The sequence below is a fragment of the Parabacteroides sp. AM17-47 genome (genome assembly GCF_003434625.1).
GTDB lineage: Bacteria > Bacteroidota > Bacteroidia > Bacteroidales > Tannerellaceae > Parabacteroides > Parabacteroides distasonis.
Genome location: NZ_QTLI01000032.1, coordinates 19594 through 38542, shown reverse-complemented (window position 1 = coordinate 38542; position 18949 = coordinate 19594). Strand labels below are relative to the sequence as shown.

Here is an 18949-nt window from a genome sequence, read left to right as displayed (position 1 = left end):
AGACGCAAGCCTCCGCGGAGATCGTAACGGAAGAATTACGCTTGATCGAACGATTCTTTCTCCCGATCAAACGGATCGTGAAGGAAGGATTTTAAAGTCGCTAGGGTCCATCATGCACCTTGTTTAGAACTATTATAGTTTAATAGCTGTACTGTTAAAACTAAAAACTTATATTTGCATGTTGATAAATAAGAGGGCGGGTGATTGTCCTTCCCTTACAGTGCAATGATTTAGATTATGTTAAAGCAACAGTTACAACAAAAGTTACAGCAAAAGCTATCCCCTCAGCAGATACAGTTGATACGGCTTCTGGAGCTTCCCGCGATCGAGTTGGAAGAACGTGTGAAGCATGAGCTGGAAGATAACCCAGCCTTGGAGGAAGGAAAAGAGCCTGTTGATGATTTTGAACGAACTGAAAGCGAGGAGGGGGGAGAAGAGATCCCTTCTGTTGATACTGAGACCGACCTTTCTTTGGGAGATTATTTAACGGAAGACGATATACCTGATTATAAGCTACGGGAAATGACCGAGCGTGCGGAACGGAAAGAGGATGTCCCCTTCTCCGTAAGCCAATCCTTGAATGAGTTTCTGTTACAGCAGCTCGGGTTAAGGGATTTACCGGATAAGCAAATGAAAATAGCGGAGTATATCATTGGAAATATCGATGATGACGGTTATTTGCGCCGGGACCTTTCGGCGATAGCGGACGATTTGATCTTCCAAGCCGGACAAGAGGTAGATGAGAAGGAGATCGAGTCTATCTTGAATATCATCCAAGATTTTGAGCCTGCCGGGGTAGGTGCCCGTGACTTGAAAGAATGTCTGTTGATCCAGCTGGATAAGAAGGAGAATACTCCGGTTACAAATTTGGCGATTCGTGTTTTGACCGAATATTTCGAGGAGTTCACCCGCAAACATTACGATAAGATCTTACGAGGTCTCGATATCGATGAGGAAACGTTAAAGAAGGTCATTCACGAGATTACTATGTTAAATCCGAAACCCGGAAGTAGTTGGGGTGGTTCTATGGAAGTGGCGATGAGCCAGATCATCCCGGATTTCGTGGTGGAAGCGCATAATGGAGAGCTTATCTTGAGCATGAATAACCGGGGGGTACCGGATATGCGTATCAACCGGGAGTATGCCGAGATGTTTCAGGATTATACGGCGAATAAGGCGAACCAAACCGCTGAGAGGCGGGATGCCGTACAGTTCGTGAAACAAAAGTTGGATTCCGCCCAGTGGTTCATCGACGCTATCAAGCAACGTAATGAGACCTTGCAGCGTACCATGGAGGCGATTATCTATTTACAACGGGACTTTTTCCTGACAGGCGATGAGGCTACCCTCCATCCCATGATCTTGAAAGACGTAGCGGAGCGTGCGGGATATGATATCTCCACTATTTCCCGGGTAAGTAACAGTAAATATGTGCAAACGAATTTCGGTATTTATCCGTTGAAATACTTTTTCTCCGAGTCTATGCAGACCGATACCGGCGAGGAGATCTCGACCCGTGAGGTGAAAAAGATCATGAAAGAACATGTAGATGCCGAAGACAAACGAAAACCGTTGACCGATGAGGAGTTGGCTACGATCCTGAAAGAAAAAGGGTATGTCATCGCCCGGCGTACGGTAGCGAAATACAGGGAGCAACTGGGGATTCCGGTAGCTCGTCTGAGAAAAGAAATATAAAAGCGTATGAAACTATTCTCGAATATAATATCCTTCGTGTTCCATCCGTTGCTTATGGTGACCTATGGGATCGTGTTGGCGTTGATGTTTACATTTCTCGCCATTTACCCGTTACCTGTGAAGCTGCTGATTGCCGGAGGTACCTTTATTTCGACAGCGATAGTTCCCGGGCTTTTCATCTTCTTATTGGTGAAAAATGGCGCGGCCGGCGATATAGAGCTTTCCGACCGGAAGGAGCGGGTGGTTCCTTATCTGATTTTTATCACTTCCATCTTGGTATGTATCTTTTTCCTGTATAAGATGCTGATGCCGTTTTGGTTGTTAGCGATGCTGATCGGGGCTTGCGTAGCCTTGGTAATCGCCTTATGCATCAATTTTGCTTGGAAGATTAGCGCGCATGCCATTGGTATCGGCGGGTTACTGGGCGGTGTTATGGGAGTGGCGCGTATCCATATGATAAATCCCTACTGGGCTTTTATAGTCGTGTTGATCGTGGCTGGTTTATTAGGTACCTCGCGTATCTTTTTAAAAAGGCATACACCAATGCAGGTATATGCGGGGTTTTGTCTGGGATTTATATGTACCTTTGTAGCCTCATTAATGAGTTATATCTATTTATTCATCTAATAAAAACACTAAAATTATGAATTTTCCTGCAGATTTAAAGTACACAAAAGACCATGAGTGGATTCGTGTAGAAGGTGACGTAGCTTATGTTGGTATTACTGATTACGCTCAAGGCGAGCTAGGTGAGATCGTTTATGTAGACATTACGACAGAGGGGGAGACCGTCGCTCAAGAAGAGGTGTTCGGTACGATTGAAGCTGTTAAGACTGTTTCCGATCTTTTCATGCCGGTTAGCGGAGAGGTTTTGGAAGTAAACGCTGAATTGGAAGACGCTCCTGAATTGGTTAATGAAGACGCTTATGGTAAAGGTTGGTTAATCAAGATTTCTCTTACGGACGCTTCTGAGTTGGAGGAACTATTATCCGCTGAAGACTATCAAAAATTAATCGCTAAATAAGAATGACACCTGTTGTAAGTATTATCATGGGTAGTACCTCGGATCTACCCGTTATGGAGAAGGCGGCTAAGTTCTTGGATGAGATGGAGATCCCGTTCGAGATGCATGCTCTATCCGCACACCGTACTCCCGCTGAGGTGGAGGCTTTCGCCAAAGGAGCTAAAGGACGTGGAATCAAGGTTATCATCGCCGCTGCCGGAATGGCCGCTCATCTTTGCGGTGTGATCGCTTCCATGACGACGGTTCCCGTGATCGGCGTGCCTATTAACTCTACGCTGGACGGTATGGATGCCTTGTTGGCTATCGTACAGATGCCTCCGGGAATCCCTGTGGCTACTGTCGGCATCAATGGCGCTTTGAACGCTGGTATCCTTGCGGTGCAGATGCTTGCCGTCGGCGACGAGCAACTTCAGGAGAAGCTATCCGCTTATAAGGAGGATTTGAAGAAGAAAATCGTGAAGGCTAACGAGGAGTTGGCTAAGGTTTCTTTTAAATACAAAACTAATTAATTGAAAGTTGAAAGTTGAGAATTGAAAATTAAGGAGAAAGTCTCTCTTTAGGTTTTCAGTTCTCAACACTCATTCTCAATTTTCAATTCTCAATTTTCAATTAACAATGGCTTACTTTAATTACAACCGCCGTAAATCATCCGTTGCCCAAATCGGTGACACACCCATGGGAGGTGAGAATCCTATCCGTATTCAATCCATGGCTAATGTATCAACGATGGATACGGAGGCGGCGGTAGCTCAAGCGATCCGTATGATCGAGGCGGGAGCTGAGTATGTGCGTTTTACGGCACAGGGGGAACGGGAAGCCCGAAACTTGGGCGAGATTCGTAAACAATTGAATGAACAAGGGTATACGACTCCTTTGGTCGCTGATATCCATTTTAATCCTAGAGCGGCTGATGCCGCCGCCGGTGAGGTGGAAAAGGTACGTATCAATCCGGGAAACTATGTAGATAAGGTAAAGACATTCAGCCATCTTGAATATACGGATGAGGAATATGCCGCCGAGATCGAGAAGATCCGTGAGCGGTTCGTCCCTTTCTTGAATATTTGTAAGGCACATGGCACCGCTATTCGTATCGGTGTGAATCATGGCTCGCTCTCCGATCGTATCATGAGCCGTTATGGTGATACGCCCGAGGGGATGGTAGCGAGTTGTATGGAGTTTCTTCGCATTTGCCGGGAGGAGAATTTCCCGGATGTGGTTATTTCGATTAAGGCTTCCAATACCGTTGTCATGGTAAGGACCGTGCGGTTGTTGGTTCGTACGATGGAGGCCGAGAATATGCATTACCCCTTGCACCTTGGGGTAACGGAGGCGGGTGACGGTGAGGACGGGCGTATCAAGAGCGCTGTCGGAATCGGTACGCTTCTATGTGACGGTATCGGTGATACGATCCGGGTTTCCTTGAGTGAGGACCCCGAGGCGGAAATGCCGGTAGCGCGTAAATTGGTGGATTATATTAGGGAACGGGAAAATCATCGTCCTATCGAGGCTTCGATGGCTCCCGGTTTCGATACGGTGGCGACATGCCGTCGTATAAGCCGTGTGGTGGAGGGTATCGGAGGTACTTTCCCGCCAGTCGTGATCTCCGATCGTAGTAACGGGGATTTTGAGTTTGATCATTTGTCCTTGCCGGACTATATATATATAGGAAAGGAAGATCCGGATAATTTGCCGGATAATTTCCGTTTATTGGTAGACGCTCATTTTTGGAAAGAGCGTCCGAATGCTTTTCCTTGCTTCATCGCCTCGGAAGCGGAGGAGTTAAAGGATTACGATTGTCCGCTTAAGTTTATCCGTCTGACGTATATGGATCTTACGGATCGTATGTTGGAGATCTTGAAAGCGGATAAGACCGTGGTGGTTTTATTAAGTACACATCATCGGAATGGGGTTGGCTCGCAACGTGCGGCTATGCATAAATTGCTGATGGCGGGTTGTGACGTGCCGGTTGTCTTGCATCGTGATTTCCGGGAGACGGATGTGGAGTTGTTGCAACTGAAATCCGCCGCCGATTTCGGTACGCTTTTGCTGGATGGTTTTGGGGATGGCTTGATGCTGCACAATGAGGGATGCGAGGCGGTTGTCTCGGATCGCTGTATGTTCGGGATCTTGCAGGCTACAAGAACCCGTATCAGTAAGACGGAATATATCTCTTGTCCGAGTTGCGGACGTACCTTGTACGACCTGCAAACAACGATCGCCCGTATCAAGGAGGCTACTTCCCATTTAAAAGGCTTGAAGATCGGTATCATGGGCTGTATCGTAAACGGCCCCGGCGAGATGGCCGATGCCGACTATGGTTATGTGGGTGCCGGACGTGGACAAATCAGCCTGTATAAAGGTAAGGAATGTGTCCTCAAGAATATCCCCGAGGAAGACGCTGTAGAACGTTTAGTTCAGTTAATAAAAGAGAACGGGGATTGGGTTAATTAGTTAATTCATTACCTTTGTGGAGATCAAGGATTAGAACCTATTAAGAAGTATGACAGTAAATGAATTGAAATATGTATATATAGAGGAAACCATGAGTGCCTTAGGTAATGAGGAGCTTATGGAAGCGATTCTTGATGCTGTAAGAAAAGTAAAAGTAAAGTTTCAAGAAAGACAAGAGGTTTCTGATAGTTTGTTTGGAGATGTACCGGCATTACCTCATTCGATCGCTCAATTGAAAGAAAGTCTAGGGAGGGCTGAAGAGGATCGTGTCGCTGGACGTTTTACCCCGAGCGAGAAAGTCTTTCAAGAGCTAAGAAATGAATATCCGTTCTTATGCAAGTAGTTTGGCTTGATGAGGCTAAGGTGTTGTTTAAGGAAGCGATATCGTTTGGTTTTCTTGCTTTTGGGGAAAAGGCCGTGATTCGTTTTGTGGACGAAGTGCAGAGAACAAATGAGCGGCTGTCTGTTTTCCCTCGTTTAGGTAAGATTGAACCTGCTTTGAGAGGGCTTAAACGAGAGTATCGCAGTTTGGTTGTTCATAAGAATTATAAGGTTATTTATTATATAGATGATGATATGGTCTTTATCGCTTCGTTTTGGAGCACTCGGTGTAATCCGAATAGTCTCCGTTCGGGAATAAAGAAAATAAGATAATATATGAAAGTAAGAATTATCAATAAATCGCATCACCCGCTGCCGGGTTATGCGACTCCTTTATCTGCCGGGATGGATATCCGGGCGAATTTGTCGGAATCGGTTGTGTTGAAACCGTTGGAACGTAAATTAATCCCGACCGGACTTTATATCTCGCTGCCGGAAGGCTATGAGGCCCAGATGCGTCCTCGTAGCGGGCTGGCTTTAAAGCATGGGATAACCCTGCTGAATACGCCGGGTACGATCGATGCCGATTATCGGGGGGAGATCGGTATCATTCTCGTGAATCTATCTTCCGAGCCTTTTACGGTGAATGATGGTGAGCGTATCTGCCAAATGGTTATAGCCGCTCATAGCCATGTGGATTGGGAGCCCGTGGAGACGTTGGATGATACCGAGCGGGGAGCTGGGGGATTCGGTCATACCGGAAAAGAATAAGAATAATAAGGTTAACAAGAATAATAGGATGTTTAAGCAACTGATATATCTCATCTCTTTCCTCTCGTTGGTCGCTGTGCTCCCGGCTGGTGCTACAGAAACGGAGAAGGATCAACGTAAATTCGATTACTTCTTTTATGAGGGCTTGAACTTGAAGAACGCCGGGAAATTCGACGCCGCTTATGATGCCTTCAACCATTGTTTGGCGATTGACTCTACGGCGGCTCCGGTCTTGTATGAGCTTTCTTCTTTTTATGTGCAGCTGAACCGTCCGGAGAAAGCGGTCGAGATGTTGAAAAGAGCCGTAGCCAACAGCAAGGATAATTTCACGTATAAAATGGCATTGGCGTCTATCACCCGGAATCTGGGTATGTATGGCGAAGCCGCCGAGGAGTACGAGGAATTGGTTCGTGATTATCCGGAGAAGGAGGAGCTGAATTATTATCTGGCCGATGCCTTGACGCAAGCCGGCGAGATCGGGAAGGCGATCGAGGCTTATGACGCCTTGGAGTCGGTTATGGGTATGAACGAGGCGATCTCCATGCAGAAATACAAACTGTACGTCCAGTTGGAGAAACCGGAAGAGGCTTTCAAGGAGATCGAGAAGCTAGCGGCTAAATATCCTATGGAGGCCCGTTACCAGATCGTATTGGGCGATCTTCATTTGGAAAACGGGGAGATGGACAAGGCTTTGGCTTGCTATCAAAAAGCGAATGAGATTGATCCGACCGACCCTTATTATATCGTCTCTATGGCCAATTACTACGAGGCGAAAGGGGATAAGGAGGCCGCCGAGCAACAAATCCGTAGCGCTTTGGTAAACGAGAAGCTGGACGTGGAGACGAAAGTGAACATCCTTTCCCGGTATATCTTGAAACTGCAACAAACGAAGCAGGGAACCGAGAACGCGAACCATTTATTCCAAACTCTTTTGGAGCAACATCCGGAGGATATTGACTTAAAGCTGATGTATGGCGGTCTCTTGATGGCCCAAGGAAAGACAGAGGAGGCGAAATTCCAGTTCCAGTTGGTAACCGAGATGGAACCGAGTAACGCCGGGGCTTGGCAGCAATTGCTGAATCTGGCTTTGAAAGGGGAGGATATCCCGGAGGTCATCCGTATCTGTACGGCTTGTATGGAGCTTTTCCCCGAGTCGCCGGAATATTACTTCTATCTGGGTATCGCTTACTACCAACAACAGAAATATCAAGAAGCCTTGAATACCTATTATGCGGGCTTGAATATCATTCCGAAGGAGAACCTGCCGCTGAAATCGGATTTCTACGGCCAGATCGGTGATATTTATTACCAGATGGGGCAATTGGATCAAGCGTATAAAGCGTACGATGAGGCATTGAAGTACAATGACAAGAACGTGGTCGTACTGAACAACTACAGTTACTTCCTTTCCTTGGAGAAGAAAGACTTGAAGAAGGCGGAGCGTATGAGCGCCCAATGTATCAAGCTGGAACCGGACAACGCCACGTATCTGGATACCTACGCTTGGATCTTCTTCGTACAAGGGAACTATACCTTGGCGAAAATCTATATCGAGAGCGCTTTGGAGAAAGATAAGACAAAGAGCGCCGAACTCGTGGATCATTATGGGGACATCCTTTTCATGAACGGTGATAAGGAGAAAGCGGTGGAGCAATGGAAAAAGGCGAAAGAGATGGGGAAGGATTCCGAGATCTTGAACCGTAAGATCGCCGAGCAACAATATATAGAAGACGAGAACGCGAAATGAAAAGAGACTATTTCTTGACCTTCCTGTTATGTGGAGGTCTTTTACTTTCGATGTTGACAGGCTGTAAATCGTCCAAGAAAGTCGGGACGGTGGAATCCGCTAGCGTGAAGGCTCATAATGAGTTCTTCCAGTCGGTGGAGGATCAATCCTTCCAGTTCCGTACCTTGACGGCTCGGCTGAACGTGGATCTGGATATCCCCGGTAAGCAAATGAGCTCTCGGGTGGATATGAAGATGGTCAAGGATAGCGCTTTCCAACTGTCGGTACAGCCATTTCTCGGGATCGAGATCTTCCGTATCGAGTTGAGCCGGGATACGATCAAGGTGGTAGACCGCATGAATAAACGTTATATGATCGAGAATTATTCCAATTTGCAAGGACAGACTCCGATCGAGTTCAACTTCTACAATTTGCAGGCTCTTTTCACGAATCATCTGTTTATCCCGGGGGAGCAAGGTGTTTCCCGTAAGCATTATAATCGGTTTAAGCTGAATCAAGAAGGTCCGGTAGCCGAGATCAAGACAAAGGATGCCATGGGGCTATTCTATACCTTTAAGGCGGACGGCGAGGAGAAACTTCTCTCTACCTATGTAGCGGACCCTTCCGATCGTTATGCCTTGCAATGGCTGTACGAGGATTTTCGCTTGGTGGATCGGCAGCCGTTCCCGATGTTGATGGATGTGCAGGTGTTGAAGAACGGGAATCCCGAGGGTGGGGTGAAGATCCATTACTCCCGTATCCAACTGGACGAGCCGCTCAAGTTGGATTTCTCAGTTCCTTCTAAATATAAGCGTATTACCTTTGCGCAAGTATTGAAAACGATTACGAATCTGAATCAATAATCTATCATGAGGTACGTCTGGATCGTTCTATTGGCATTGTCTTTATCTACCGTGGTTTACGGTCAGAAATCCGCTGCTGTCCGTCAGTTGGAGCAGCAGCGCAAGGAGGCGTTGGCCGATATCGAGGAGACGAATAAATTATTACAAGAGACGGCCCAGACTGCTAAAACTTCCCTGAACCGTTTGAATCTACTTTCCAAACAAATTCTTTCGCGTAAGAAAGTCATCAGTTTATTGAATCAAGAGCTGGATGAGATCGAGAAAGATATCTTGAATATCCAAGGCCAGTTGCGCACCTTAAAACGGGAACTGGGCGATAAGCAGACGAATTACGGTAAATCGATGCGAGGGCTTTATAAACGCCATAGCTCGCAAGATAAATTGTTGTTTATCCTATCCGCCGAGAGTTTCTCTCAATCCATGCGGCGTATGCGGTATTTACGGGAATATGCGGATTGGCAGAAGCGGCAAGCGAATGACATCGTTGAAAAGCAGGCCGAGATCAGCCGCAAGCAAGCTGAGATGGAGAAGACCCGTGCCGAGAAGCGTACCCTTTTAGGAACTCGTCAAGAAGAGAGTAAGAAGCTAGAAAGTGAGGAAGCTTCTCAGAAAGAGGAAGTCCAGCTATTGAATAAGAGACAAAAGGATTTGAAGGCGGATCTCCAAAAGAAGCGTCGTCAAGCCGAGGCTTTAAACCGACAGATAGAGAAGCAGATCGCCGAGGAGATCGCCCGTGCCGAGGCCGAGGCGAAAGCCGCCCGTGAACGTGCGGAACGTGAGCGTCGTGCCCGTGAACAAGCTGCCGCTAAGGGTAAACCCGTACCGGAAAGTAAAAAAGAGCCGATCCGTGAGGAACGTGTGGCGGATACGAAAGGGGGCTATGCGATGACAAAGGCGGAGAAGCAATTGTCCGATAACTTCGCCAATAACCGGGGACGTTTGCCGTATCCGGTGGCCGGAAGACATACGATCGTCGCTACATTCGGCGAGCAACAGCATCAGGAGTTGAAATATGTTCGTACCAGTAATAGTGGTATCGATATCCAGACCTCACCCGGGGCGGATGCCCGTGCGGTATTCAATGGGGAGGTAACGCGTGTGTTCGTGGTGCCGGGGTATAATAATTCCGTAATCGTTCGTCATGGTAACTACTTGACGGTTTATAGCAATTTGAGTCAGGTATATGTAAAAGCGGGCGACCGGGTCTCTACCCGTCAAGCGATCGGAAGGATCTATTCGGATCCGGAGGACGGTAATTCCACGATCCTCCATTTCCAATTGTGGAAGGAAAAGACGAAGCTGAATCCGCAGCCTTGGTTGGAATAAAAGCGGTTGTGATATGTTAAAACTATGATGGGCATTATAAGGCTGTTACGATGCCTGTTGTAAGGATGCTAGAATGCCCATTGTAACAACCTTATAATGCCTATTGTAATTTTCTCGTTTAACGCTCGTTCAATACGTTGTATAACCCATTCAGATCGTCGGCACCTACCAAGTCTACGCCTTCCTTGATGAAGAAGCGTTTGAACTGCTCGGTATCCGGGGCGCCCCACCAACGGAATAGTTTTCCCTCATCGTGGACTTTCCGGATGATCTCACGCATCTTCTGTAGTTGGTCGGCGGGCATCTCGCCTTCACCTTTCCAAGTGAAGAAATCGGAGTAATTATCGCTTATGACCGGAGCGAGGGAAGCAGGGATGCCCTGTCCCAGATCCTTTATTTGTCCGTCGAGGAAGGTGAAGCGGCTGTTCTCTTTCGGCAGGCTGTTCTTCGGACGGTCGCCGGAAAGGAAGAAGAGGACGGCACCTTCTTTATATTCGCCGTTATCGACGGAACAGAAATATTCCTTGTAAGGTTCCATCTGTTTCTTTAATAGCTTGTACATCTCTTCGCCTTGTGCCTTGCAATCCACCATCAGGTAGAAAGGACGATCGCTATCGGGATAGACCTTACCTCCATTCGCTTGTATGCGGGCCACGAGCGGCTTGAGGTATAGGTTCTCGAAGGTAATGGCCGGATTGGGTTCCGGGCGGTCATGGGAAACGTATAGCTCGCCATCGATCAGCCACAGATCGGCCTCCACGCAGTTGAAGCGGAAGGACAAGGCGTCCAGCAGAGGTCTCTCCCGCCAGTAATCATTGTGCGAGAAGGCGTTGTAATGAATTGCGGAGGAGGCTTTCTGAATCGTCTGCTCCGTGATTGTCTCCGCCACTTGAACTGTGTCCGATCCCTTCGGGGAGGAGCAAGCCGTACAGAGGGCGAGGGAGGTGATAAATAAGGATAGAATCTGTTTCATATACTAATTGTTTTTTGAGTCTAGTTGTAGAGACGGGGCACGCACCGTCTCTACAACTGGATGTTTGATGGATTTACTGTTTTATATGGTTTGCGTGCCGGGTTTTACGTTAGCCGTCTTCTGTTTGTCGCCCCAAAGGACGGTTAGTTCCAAGGGGACGTCGCTGGTAATTTCTACCTGCGGCTCTTGGGTAGCGGAAGAACGGGCCTTGACTTTGATCGCTACCAGACCGTCGAGGCCGAAAGGATAACGGTCGATACCATAAGCCTCCGTCAAGTTCACGTCTACGGTCAATTTCTTCTCGTACACATTGGAGCGGATGCCGAAGATTTGCTCGATCAAGCCGGAGATCGGTGCCAGTCCGCCCCAGCCCACGAAATTCGGGCGAGCCATGAAGCCCGGCTCCTCATGTTCCGGAGCGTAGTATTCCCAGAACGTACCGGTATTCTTATACACCTTTAGGACGTTATCATAATGGTTGCGTGCGATCTCGTAAGCCAATTTACGATAGCCTTGTTGCAATAGGCCGGTAATCACCATATAATTCGCTCCCGGCCATACGCCACCCTGCCAGTAGCGGCCGTTATCCTTGTATTTAGGATGGTTGGCGGCAAGGGAAGGGATGCGGTGCAGGCGGTTGAATGTCTCCTTGTTATCCAGCTCGGCCACGAAAGCATCCATGCGTTCCTTGGACAGGACATCGGTCAATAAGGCCCAGTACGCATAGATTCCCTTGGTGGAGGAAAGGCTTCCGTCGGCGTATTGATCGAAAAGGAAATGTTCCTTCTCGTCCCATAGGTTCTCGTTGATATACTTCTTTAGCATCTTCTGCTCGTCCTCGAACTCCTCGATCTCCTGCCAACGCTCCAGATAGAAACCCATCTCAAGCAGATGCCCGGCGGTGAAGTATTGTTGCAAGCAAACGTCCAGCCAGATCATATGGCCGTGGCTGTATATCGGGTTGTATTTCGGTTCCACCCGGGGCATGTTGTCCATGCCGGTACCCCAACCGCTGGTCCAATACGTACCGTTGCGCCACGTATGGTTTAGCTTCAACCATTTATAATAAGCGCAAAGGGCGGGGAATATCTTGTGTAGGCGGTCTATATCGCCGAACTGCTTATAATAGACGATCTCGCTCCAAGGGAGGATATTCGGTCCGGTGCTGGTCGGATCGTAACGCTCGAAACAGTCTGCTCCGTCCGCCTTAATCTCCCGGCAGATGAAACCGTCTGGGTGTTGTTTGGCGTAAAAATTATCTAACGTACGTTGGAAGGGGAAGAAGCGGGTACCGAAACGGGCGAACATCATCATGAAGGCGGAGTCCCACATGAAGATATTGCCGTTGTAGGCGACATCGAGGTAGCTGCATACGAAACCGGAATCCGGTTCCGGGGCCTTGATGTTGCCGATGCCGATTTGCCAAGCCTTCCAGTACATCTCGATTTCCTTCTCGTGTCCGCTCCAAGTCGGGTCCGGGAGGATTTGCTTGGCCTCCTCGAAGGTTCCGGGCGTGATGGTCTCCGGTTTCGCTGTCCGGAACTCGTTCTCGGTCACGAAGGGTTCCTTCAGGTAGGTGTTCTTGTAAGGAAGATTGTACTTGGGGCGTTTCTCTTCCATTTTCTCTTGCGCTAAAAGGTTCCCGGCGGGAACGGAGGCCGCGCCTGCCGCGAGAAGGGATTGCTTTAAGAAGTTTCGTCTTGTTGTCATTCTTTATGATATTTATTGAGGGAGAGAGGGAGAAGGTGCGCCTCAGTCGGTGAACACGGTCCTCCCGGTCGGGTACCGTAGTACTGCTAGTCAAGTACTGCTGTCCTGCTAGTCAAGTACCGCTGTCCTCTCAGCCAAAGTACTGCGGTACTTGGGCAGGGGTACTGCGGTACCCGACCGGGAGGATTGCGGTACTTGACTAGCGGGATAGCGGCCTGTTATACTCTCCATCGGATGAATACTGTTTGATTATAGATTCAGGAGCTTTTTGATCTTCCAGAAGATATCCGTATTCTCGAAGATACCCGTGAAGTTCTCGGCACCCGGGCCGAAAGCATAAACGGGAACCATCACGCCGCTATGCCCTCCGGTGGAGAATTTACAAACGATACGGCCCTCGTTCAGATCCCCGTCCACCAAGGTAAGGCCACCGGTCTCGTGATCGGCGGTTACGACAACCAATGTCTCACCGTCTTGGGCGGCCCATTCGAAGATACGTCCGATCGTACGGTCGAAATCATGTGTCTCTTGCATCAACAGGTCGATATCGTTGAAATGTCCGTAATCATCCAATTGGGAGCCCTCTACCATCAGGAAGAAACCTTCCGGGTTTTGTCCCAGCAGATCGATCGCTTTCATCGAGGCACGAGCCAAGAGATCGCCTCGCTCGGCGGGAAGCGGGGTGTCTACGGTATCGGTAACGCAGAATACCTTGCCTTTTTGAATCTTCGCCAGTTCCTCCCAGCTACGGGGAGTCTGGTAACCTTTCTCCCTTAATTCCTTGAACAAATCACGTCCGTCTGCACGGTTCTCGAATAGCTTGGAGCCGCCGCCGAATACGTAATCGACGCCACAGTTCACGTAATCCGCTACGATCTCGGCCTCGGCGTCGCGATCCGTATTGTGGCAGCAGAAGTCGGCGGGCGTAGCGTCCCATAGGCGACAGGTAACGGCGATGCCGCTTGACAGGCCTTTCTTATTCGCCAAGGTAGCCAAAGATTCCAAGGGCTTGCCTTCCGGGTCTACGCCTACCATATGGTAGTTCGTTTTATGGCCGGTGGCCAGTGCGGTACCTCCGGCTCCGGAGTCGGTGATGAGGCGGTTGGCGCAATAGGTTTTCGAGAGGCCGGTGTATTGGGAGTTGTCTAGCCAGAGCTTGCCCCGGTTGGCGGTCCAAGCGGAATACATGTGCATAAGGCTCATGCCGTCGCCGATCATGAGGATCACGTTCTTTATTTTCTTTCCGGTAGGGGGGACTAGTTTCTTGACCTCGTAAGGTTTCTCTAGTACATACGTTTGTTCTTTGTCTCGGCGACTTTGTGCCGCGGCCTCCGGAACGATCATGCCGGATAGCAGGATGGCTAAGGCGGATAGCACGGATAGAGTTGTTCTTCTCATATGATTCAGTATTTAATATTATCAATTTATATAAAGGTTCTCTGTTGGGATTGTGTCTAGTGTGGACATGCTTGGCGTACGCCAGCTCCAGCCTAGGTACTCACCCTCGTAATCCTCGAAATAATGCAAGGCGAAGGGGTGGTAGCCTTTTTGTAAGGGGATGCGTCCCGTTGCGTCGATGGCGGCGTGGGAGGCATCATTGTCCACTACCTTTTCTTTGCCGATATAGAGGACGCTACCGTCATCCGAGCGGGTACTGAACTCATAGACTCCATCTTCCGGGGCGTATATATATCCGGTGAAGATATAACCGAAATGATCCGGCAATTTAGCGTTCAGGATAGAAGGCTCAGGTATTGTTCCGGTCTCGACCACCTTCGCCTTTTGCAGATCGGCTACCCATTGGAACTCTCCTTCGTAATAAGTATAAGCTACCCCATGCTTCGTAGGCTGTATGGATAACGCGGGGCGTAATACGGCTTTTGTCGCTTGGATCGAGTACGTACGGCTGGGTACGAATCCCTTTTTATATCCTTTGGCCTTGATAATCGTGGTCTCTTTTAAGACGAATGGCTCGCTGTATACCGGAGCGTTCTCATCCGGTTCCGATCCGTCAAGCGTGTAATGGATAACCGCCTCGGGTGTCGTGGATTTTAGTTCCGCCGTAATCTCTCCTTCAAACAAATCCAGATCATTCGCTATGTAAGGGATAGAGACGGTAGGTTGCTCCGTATAGGAATAGGGAGCGTACTCGGGAGCGGTTCCCCAACGCTTGTCCGGTGTCGCCGAGAGCGTAAAGTCCAGCGTCCCCCCTTGCATCAACTGGTCGTAGGTGATGTAGCAATGCGATATCTCCTCGCCGTTTAAGGTAACCTTCGTGATATACTTGTTCTTATCCGGCTGGTTGGCGGTAATGACCAATGTCTTGCCATTGCCCAGCTTCATGTTCGCCTTATCGAACAACGGGGTCGTTAGGATAAACTGGTTGCTACCCGGACATACGGAGTAGAAGCCGAGGCTGCTCAAGATATACCAAGCGGACATCTGGCCGCAATCCTCATTGCCGATGATGCCTTCCGGCGTGGGCTGGTACATCTCGTCCAGCAAGCGACGGGTCCATTCCTGTGTCTTCCAGGGCTGGCCCACATAGCTATATAGGTAAGCCATGTGGTGGCTAGGCTCGTTGCCATGCGCATATTGACCGACCAATCCGGTAACGTCTACCAGATCGCCGACTACCTCGGAGGTAACCATAAATAAGCTATCCAGATCAGCGATGAACGCCTCCCGGCCTCCGAACAACTGGGTCAATCCATATACGTCATGCGGGGTAAAGAAACGATATTGCCAGGCCGTAGCCTCCGTATAGGAACGTCCGATGGCGAATGGATCGAAAGGTGTCTCCCAATTCCCATCCTGCCGTTTGCCCCGGAAGAACCGGGTACTACCGTCGAATACGTTGATAAAATTCTGGGAGCGCTTGATGAAGGTCTCATAATCATCCATATGTCCTAAAGCTTTCGCCATTTGTGCGATACACCAATCATCGTAGGCAAATTCCAATAGGCAGGAAACCGATTCTTTCTTGATATTCGTCGGGATGAAGCCTTCCTTTATATAATAATCCGCTCCTTTCTTATTCTTCTCAGCGGAGATCTTCATCGCTTCGAGAGCGTGTTCTGCGTCATATCCGCGAATACCTTTTAAATAAGCGTCCGCTATAATCAATGTGGAGTGATAACCGATCATGGTCCCGGTCTCGCCCGCCGATAAGGGCCATAACGGAAGCTCGCCGCTGGCGTCGTACATATCCAAGAGAGACTGTACCATATCATTCACCAAGGTAGTATCCAACAGAGTCATCATCGGATGCCAGGCCCGGAAGGTGTCCCAAGTGGAGAAGGTGGAGAATTGGCGGCGACCTGCCGGGATCGTCGCTACGCTCATGTCGTGACGGCGGTATTGTCCGTTCACGTCGCTCGCTATATTCGGAATGATCTTGCTATGGTATAGCGCCGTGTAGAAATTCGTGCGCTCGGCTTCGGTGCCTCCTTCTACCGTGATAACGTCCAGCTCTTTTTCCCAATCGGAGCGTGTCGCTTGATGGATGGCATCGAAATCAAAGCCATAGGAATCCGTCTCTTGCTCAAGGTTCAGACGGGCGTTCTCCTCATTTACGATCGATACCCCGACTTTGCAGACGATGGGCTTTCCGGTAGTCGTATCGAAGGTAAGTACGGCTTGCCGTTCGGAAGGCTGTTCCATGGAAGAGAAGGGTTGCGAGAACTGCGCTACAAAGAAGACATATTGATTGTCTACCCAGCCCCGGGTACGCCGCATACCGGTAAGCTCGTTATCCCCGGTTCGCTTCACCCAGCCCTCGTACATATATTCGTTATCCAATAAATGGTCCATATCGACCACCAACGTAGCCTCTGTCTCTTTTTTATAGGTATATCGGTGTATCCCGACATGCGGGGTCGTGGTAAGTTCCGCTAATACACCTGCCTCCTTGAGATTCACCGAGTAGTAGCCCGGGGAAGCCTTCTCGTCCGAGTGCGAGAACGCTAGAGGTGTCTGGAGAGACGGGCGGAATAGGATATCGCCTAGGTCGATACATCCCGTACCGCTTAAATGGGTATGGGAAAAACCCATTAAGGTAGAATCGCTGTAATGATAACCGGAACAAGCGTCCCAATTCCCTTTCCGGGTGTCCGGGCTTAGTTGGACCGCTCCGTAAGGAGCCGTGGCCCCGGGATACGTGTGTCCGTGAAATCCCGTGCCGATAAACGGATCCACGGAATCGATGGGGGATTGTGGAGCTTGGCTACAGGCCGTGAATAAGGCTATTATTCCTGTACACAAGCAAGAAGAAAGCGTTTGAATTAATCTCATGGTATATTTTTTGTTTAATATATAGTATACAATAGGCAAAGGTAAGCTACCTATTTGAGATATGCGTTTTTACCCGGTAGAAAATAACATGGGCTGTTTCATTTTCTGAGACAGCCCGTAATGAATCTTATTCGTACCTTGATCGGTTTAAAGGAGTCGGTTAATATCCCTCGTTCTGCTTCAATTGACCATTCGATTTAGTAATCTCTTCACTTGGATACGGGAATACCATCATATGCGCTTGATAGGCGTTTTTGTTGGTGTAATCTTCGTAACCAATAATCGTGAATGCGGATTCCGGATTCGCCCGGTCTTCATATCTGCGGATACGTGGATGTGCGTTCAACTCTTTATCGGCCAATGTCTTTATGTCGGTATTGGAAGAACGGTTCCAACGCTTTAAGTCGAATAGATGATCTGTAAACTCAAAAGCCAATTCACAACGGCGTTCGTGATATAGATCCTTCATCGTGGCGGTGCCGGCAAGCGGTGTCAAGTTGGAGCGTAGGCGGATACGGTTGATGTCTGCGGTTGCTTTATCGGCTTGACCTGTCATTAAATATGCCTCGGCACGGAACAATAACATTTCTGCGAAACGGATGATCGGGAAATTGACACGGACCGTAGGCCAGTCTCCGTTAGCACTCACGGCTCCTTCACCTACAGGGTCTGAGTATTTGAACGCGTCCATGTATTTATTGATCATGAAACCAGCTTCAAGGTCGGAGGTAGACCAGAACTTGCGTGTCTCGCCGAAGAACGGGAACTCTTGGTTGTATTCCAAGATTGAGCGTACTAAACGGTCATTACCTTTACCATCTTTCGCCATTTCTTCGTAGATGTCGTAAGAGGGCTTCATCTGCCCCCAACCATTATATTTGCCCCATCCTTTGTTCTCAAGGATAATGCCCGGGAATTCGGTACCGCCCGGTAGTGCGCCGCCGATACTCGGAATAGTCCAGAGATATTCGGCGTTCCAATAATCTTTCAAGTCAGACGAGAATAGTTCCGCGAATGTAGGAGCTAGATCTCGATTGTAGTTGTTCTCCAATTGATTGACCATCTCGATGACGTTGTTCCATTGGGTAGCATCCCAAGTAGCCCAGTAAGCATAAGTTTTCGCTTTGAACGCCACGGCAGCAGCCTGATGTGCCCGGCCCCGGTTGTCGGCGTCATAGGATTCGAAGTTTGGAAGGTAGGCGATTGCCTTGTCCATATCTTCGATGATCAGTTTATAATTGTCCATAACGGTAGCTTGCTGAGGCGGTATGGAGTTGTCGTAATCGTCGGGGAAGTCCTCGTAACGTACGAAAGGCACTCCTTGTTTATCCGTACCGTACCGATAAGCGATCAGATAATGTGCCCAGCCGCGACTGAAGTAAGCTTCGCCCAAGCTGCGTTTCTCGACGGCGGTCAGCGTCGTTCCCTTTTCTTTCTTCACTAATTCTTGGATGATCCAATTCGCACGGGACATAGTAGAATACATACGGCTGAATACATCTCTTAGAGGAGATTCATCACCGGTATAGGCTAAGGTCGCCAAAGAGTTATAACCGCGTGTACGTCCCCAAACAATGTCGCATGCGGCTCCCTGTTCCCAGAATAACTCACGGCCGTAACAACCCTCTTGATGGAATCTTTCATATAATCCGTCAATGGCATCAATGGCCTGTTGATCATTCAAGAAATAGGAGGTTGTAGTTGCGTTTCCTTCCGGCTGAACGTCGAGGAAGTCGCTACAAGAACTACAAACCAATGCGGATAATGCTAATACTGTAATATATCTTTTCATTTTG

16 protein-coding genes are annotated in these 18949 nt (G+C 48.8%); 11 read left to right on the top strand and 5 right to left on the bottom strand.

From position 1 onward, the window contains the following. Positions 1-237: 237 nt before the first annotated feature. The 11 genes from rpoN (at position 238) to DW205_RS20035 (ending at position 10177) form a co-directional block, all read left to right on the top strand. A complete protein-coding gene (rpoN, locus tag DW205_RS20085) occupies positions 238-1695 on the top strand; it encodes an RNA polymerase factor sigma-54 (protein WP_005860047.1) in 1458 nt (485 codons plus the stop codon). Between the two features lie 6 nt (positions 1696-1701). Then, entirely contained in the window at positions 1702-2322 is a 621-nt protein-coding gene (locus DW205_RS20080) for a hypothetical protein (protein ID WP_005863464.1), read from the top strand. Positions 2323-2338: 16 nt separating this feature from the next. Then, positions 2339-2719 (top strand): glycine cleavage system protein GcvH, encoded by a 381-nt coding sequence (gene gcvH / locus DW205_RS20075; RefSeq protein ID WP_005863462.1) that lies wholly within the window; start codon positions 2339-2341, stop codon positions 2717-2719. A 2-nt stretch (positions 2720-2721) separates the two neighbouring features. Continuing rightward, positions 2722-3228, top strand: a complete 507-nt coding sequence (gene purE / locus DW205_RS20070) for a 5-(carboxyamino)imidazole ribonucleotide mutase (RefSeq protein ID WP_005860041.1) — start codon at positions 2722-2724, stop codon at positions 3226-3228. A 106-nt stretch (positions 3229-3334) separates the two neighbouring features. Further along, on the top strand, positions 3335-5170 hold the full coding sequence (locus tag DW205_RS20065; RefSeq protein WP_005863460.1) for a 4-hydroxy-3-methylbut-2-en-1-yl diphosphate synthase: 1836 nt from the start codon (positions 3335-3337) through the stop codon (positions 5168-5170). A 49-nt stretch (positions 5171-5219) separates the two neighbouring features. Next, positions 5220-5513, top strand: coding sequence for a hypothetical protein (locus DW205_RS20060; RefSeq protein WP_005863458.1), 294 nt, complete (start codon positions 5220-5222; stop codon positions 5511-5513). Continuing rightward, positions 5504-5824, top strand: coding sequence for a type II toxin-antitoxin system RelE/ParE family toxin (locus DW205_RS20055; RefSeq protein ID WP_005863457.1), 321 nt, complete (start codon positions 5504-5506; stop codon positions 5822-5824). The genes DW205_RS20060 and DW205_RS20055 overlap by 10 nt, the downstream gene beginning before the upstream one ends. Before the next feature lie 3 nt (positions 5825-5827). After that, complete coding sequence (gene dut / locus DW205_RS20050) at positions 5828-6262, top strand: dUTP diphosphatase (RefSeq protein WP_005860037.1); 435 nt, start codon at positions 5828-5830, stop codon at positions 6260-6262. A 28-nt stretch (positions 6263-6290) separates the two neighbouring features. Next, positions 6291-8009, top strand: a complete 1719-nt coding sequence (locus DW205_RS20045) for a tetratricopeptide repeat protein (protein ID WP_005863454.1) — start codon at positions 6291-6293, stop codon at positions 8007-8009. Beyond that, complete coding sequence (locus DW205_RS20040; protein ID WP_005860032.1) at positions 8006-8851, top strand: DUF4292 domain-containing protein; 846 nt, start codon at positions 8006-8008, stop codon at positions 8849-8851. Before DW205_RS20045 ends, DW205_RS20040 begins: the two co-directional genes overlap by 4 nt. A gap of 6 nt (positions 8852-8857) precedes the next feature. Then, a complete protein-coding gene (locus DW205_RS20035) occupies positions 8858-10177 on the top strand; it encodes a murein hydrolase activator EnvC (protein ID WP_005863452.1) in 1320 nt (439 codons plus the stop codon). A 118-nt stretch (positions 10178-10295) separates the two neighbouring features. Here DW205_RS20035 and DW205_RS20030 read toward each other — a convergent pair whose 3' ends face one another. The 5 genes from DW205_RS20030 to DW205_RS20010 all read right to left on the bottom strand — a co-directional run bounded on the left by DW205_RS20030 (position 10296) and on the right by DW205_RS20010 (position 18945). After that, on the bottom strand, positions 10296-11150 hold the full coding sequence (locus tag DW205_RS20030) for a phosphatidylinositol-specific phospholipase C/glycerophosphodiester phosphodiesterase family protein (RefSeq protein WP_005863450.1): 855 nt from the start codon (positions 11148-11150) through the stop codon (positions 10296-10298). A gap of 81 nt (positions 11151-11231) precedes the next feature. Continuing rightward, a complete protein-coding gene (locus tag DW205_RS20025) occupies positions 11232-12860 on the bottom strand; it encodes a trehalase family glycosidase (RefSeq protein WP_005863448.1) in 1629 nt (542 codons plus the stop codon). A gap of 249 nt (positions 12861-13109) precedes the next feature. Beyond that, positions 13110-14258, bottom strand: a complete 1149-nt coding sequence (locus DW205_RS20020) for an alkaline phosphatase (RefSeq protein WP_005860025.1) — start codon at positions 14256-14258, stop codon at positions 13110-13112. Between the two features lie 21 nt (positions 14259-14279). After that, positions 14280-17153: a GH92 family glycosyl hydrolase gene (locus DW205_RS20015; protein WP_005863446.1), complete on the bottom strand. Its 2874-nt coding sequence runs from the start codon at positions 17151-17153 to the stop codon at positions 14280-14282. A 160-nt stretch (positions 17154-17313) separates the two neighbouring features. Continuing rightward, positions 17314-18945 carry a RagB/SusD family nutrient uptake outer membrane protein gene (locus DW205_RS20010; RefSeq protein ID WP_005863444.1) on the bottom strand — a complete coding sequence of 544 codons (1632 nt, stop codon included), beginning with the start codon at positions 18943-18945 and terminating at the stop codon, positions 17314-17316. Positions 18946-18949: the final 4 nt, after the last annotated feature.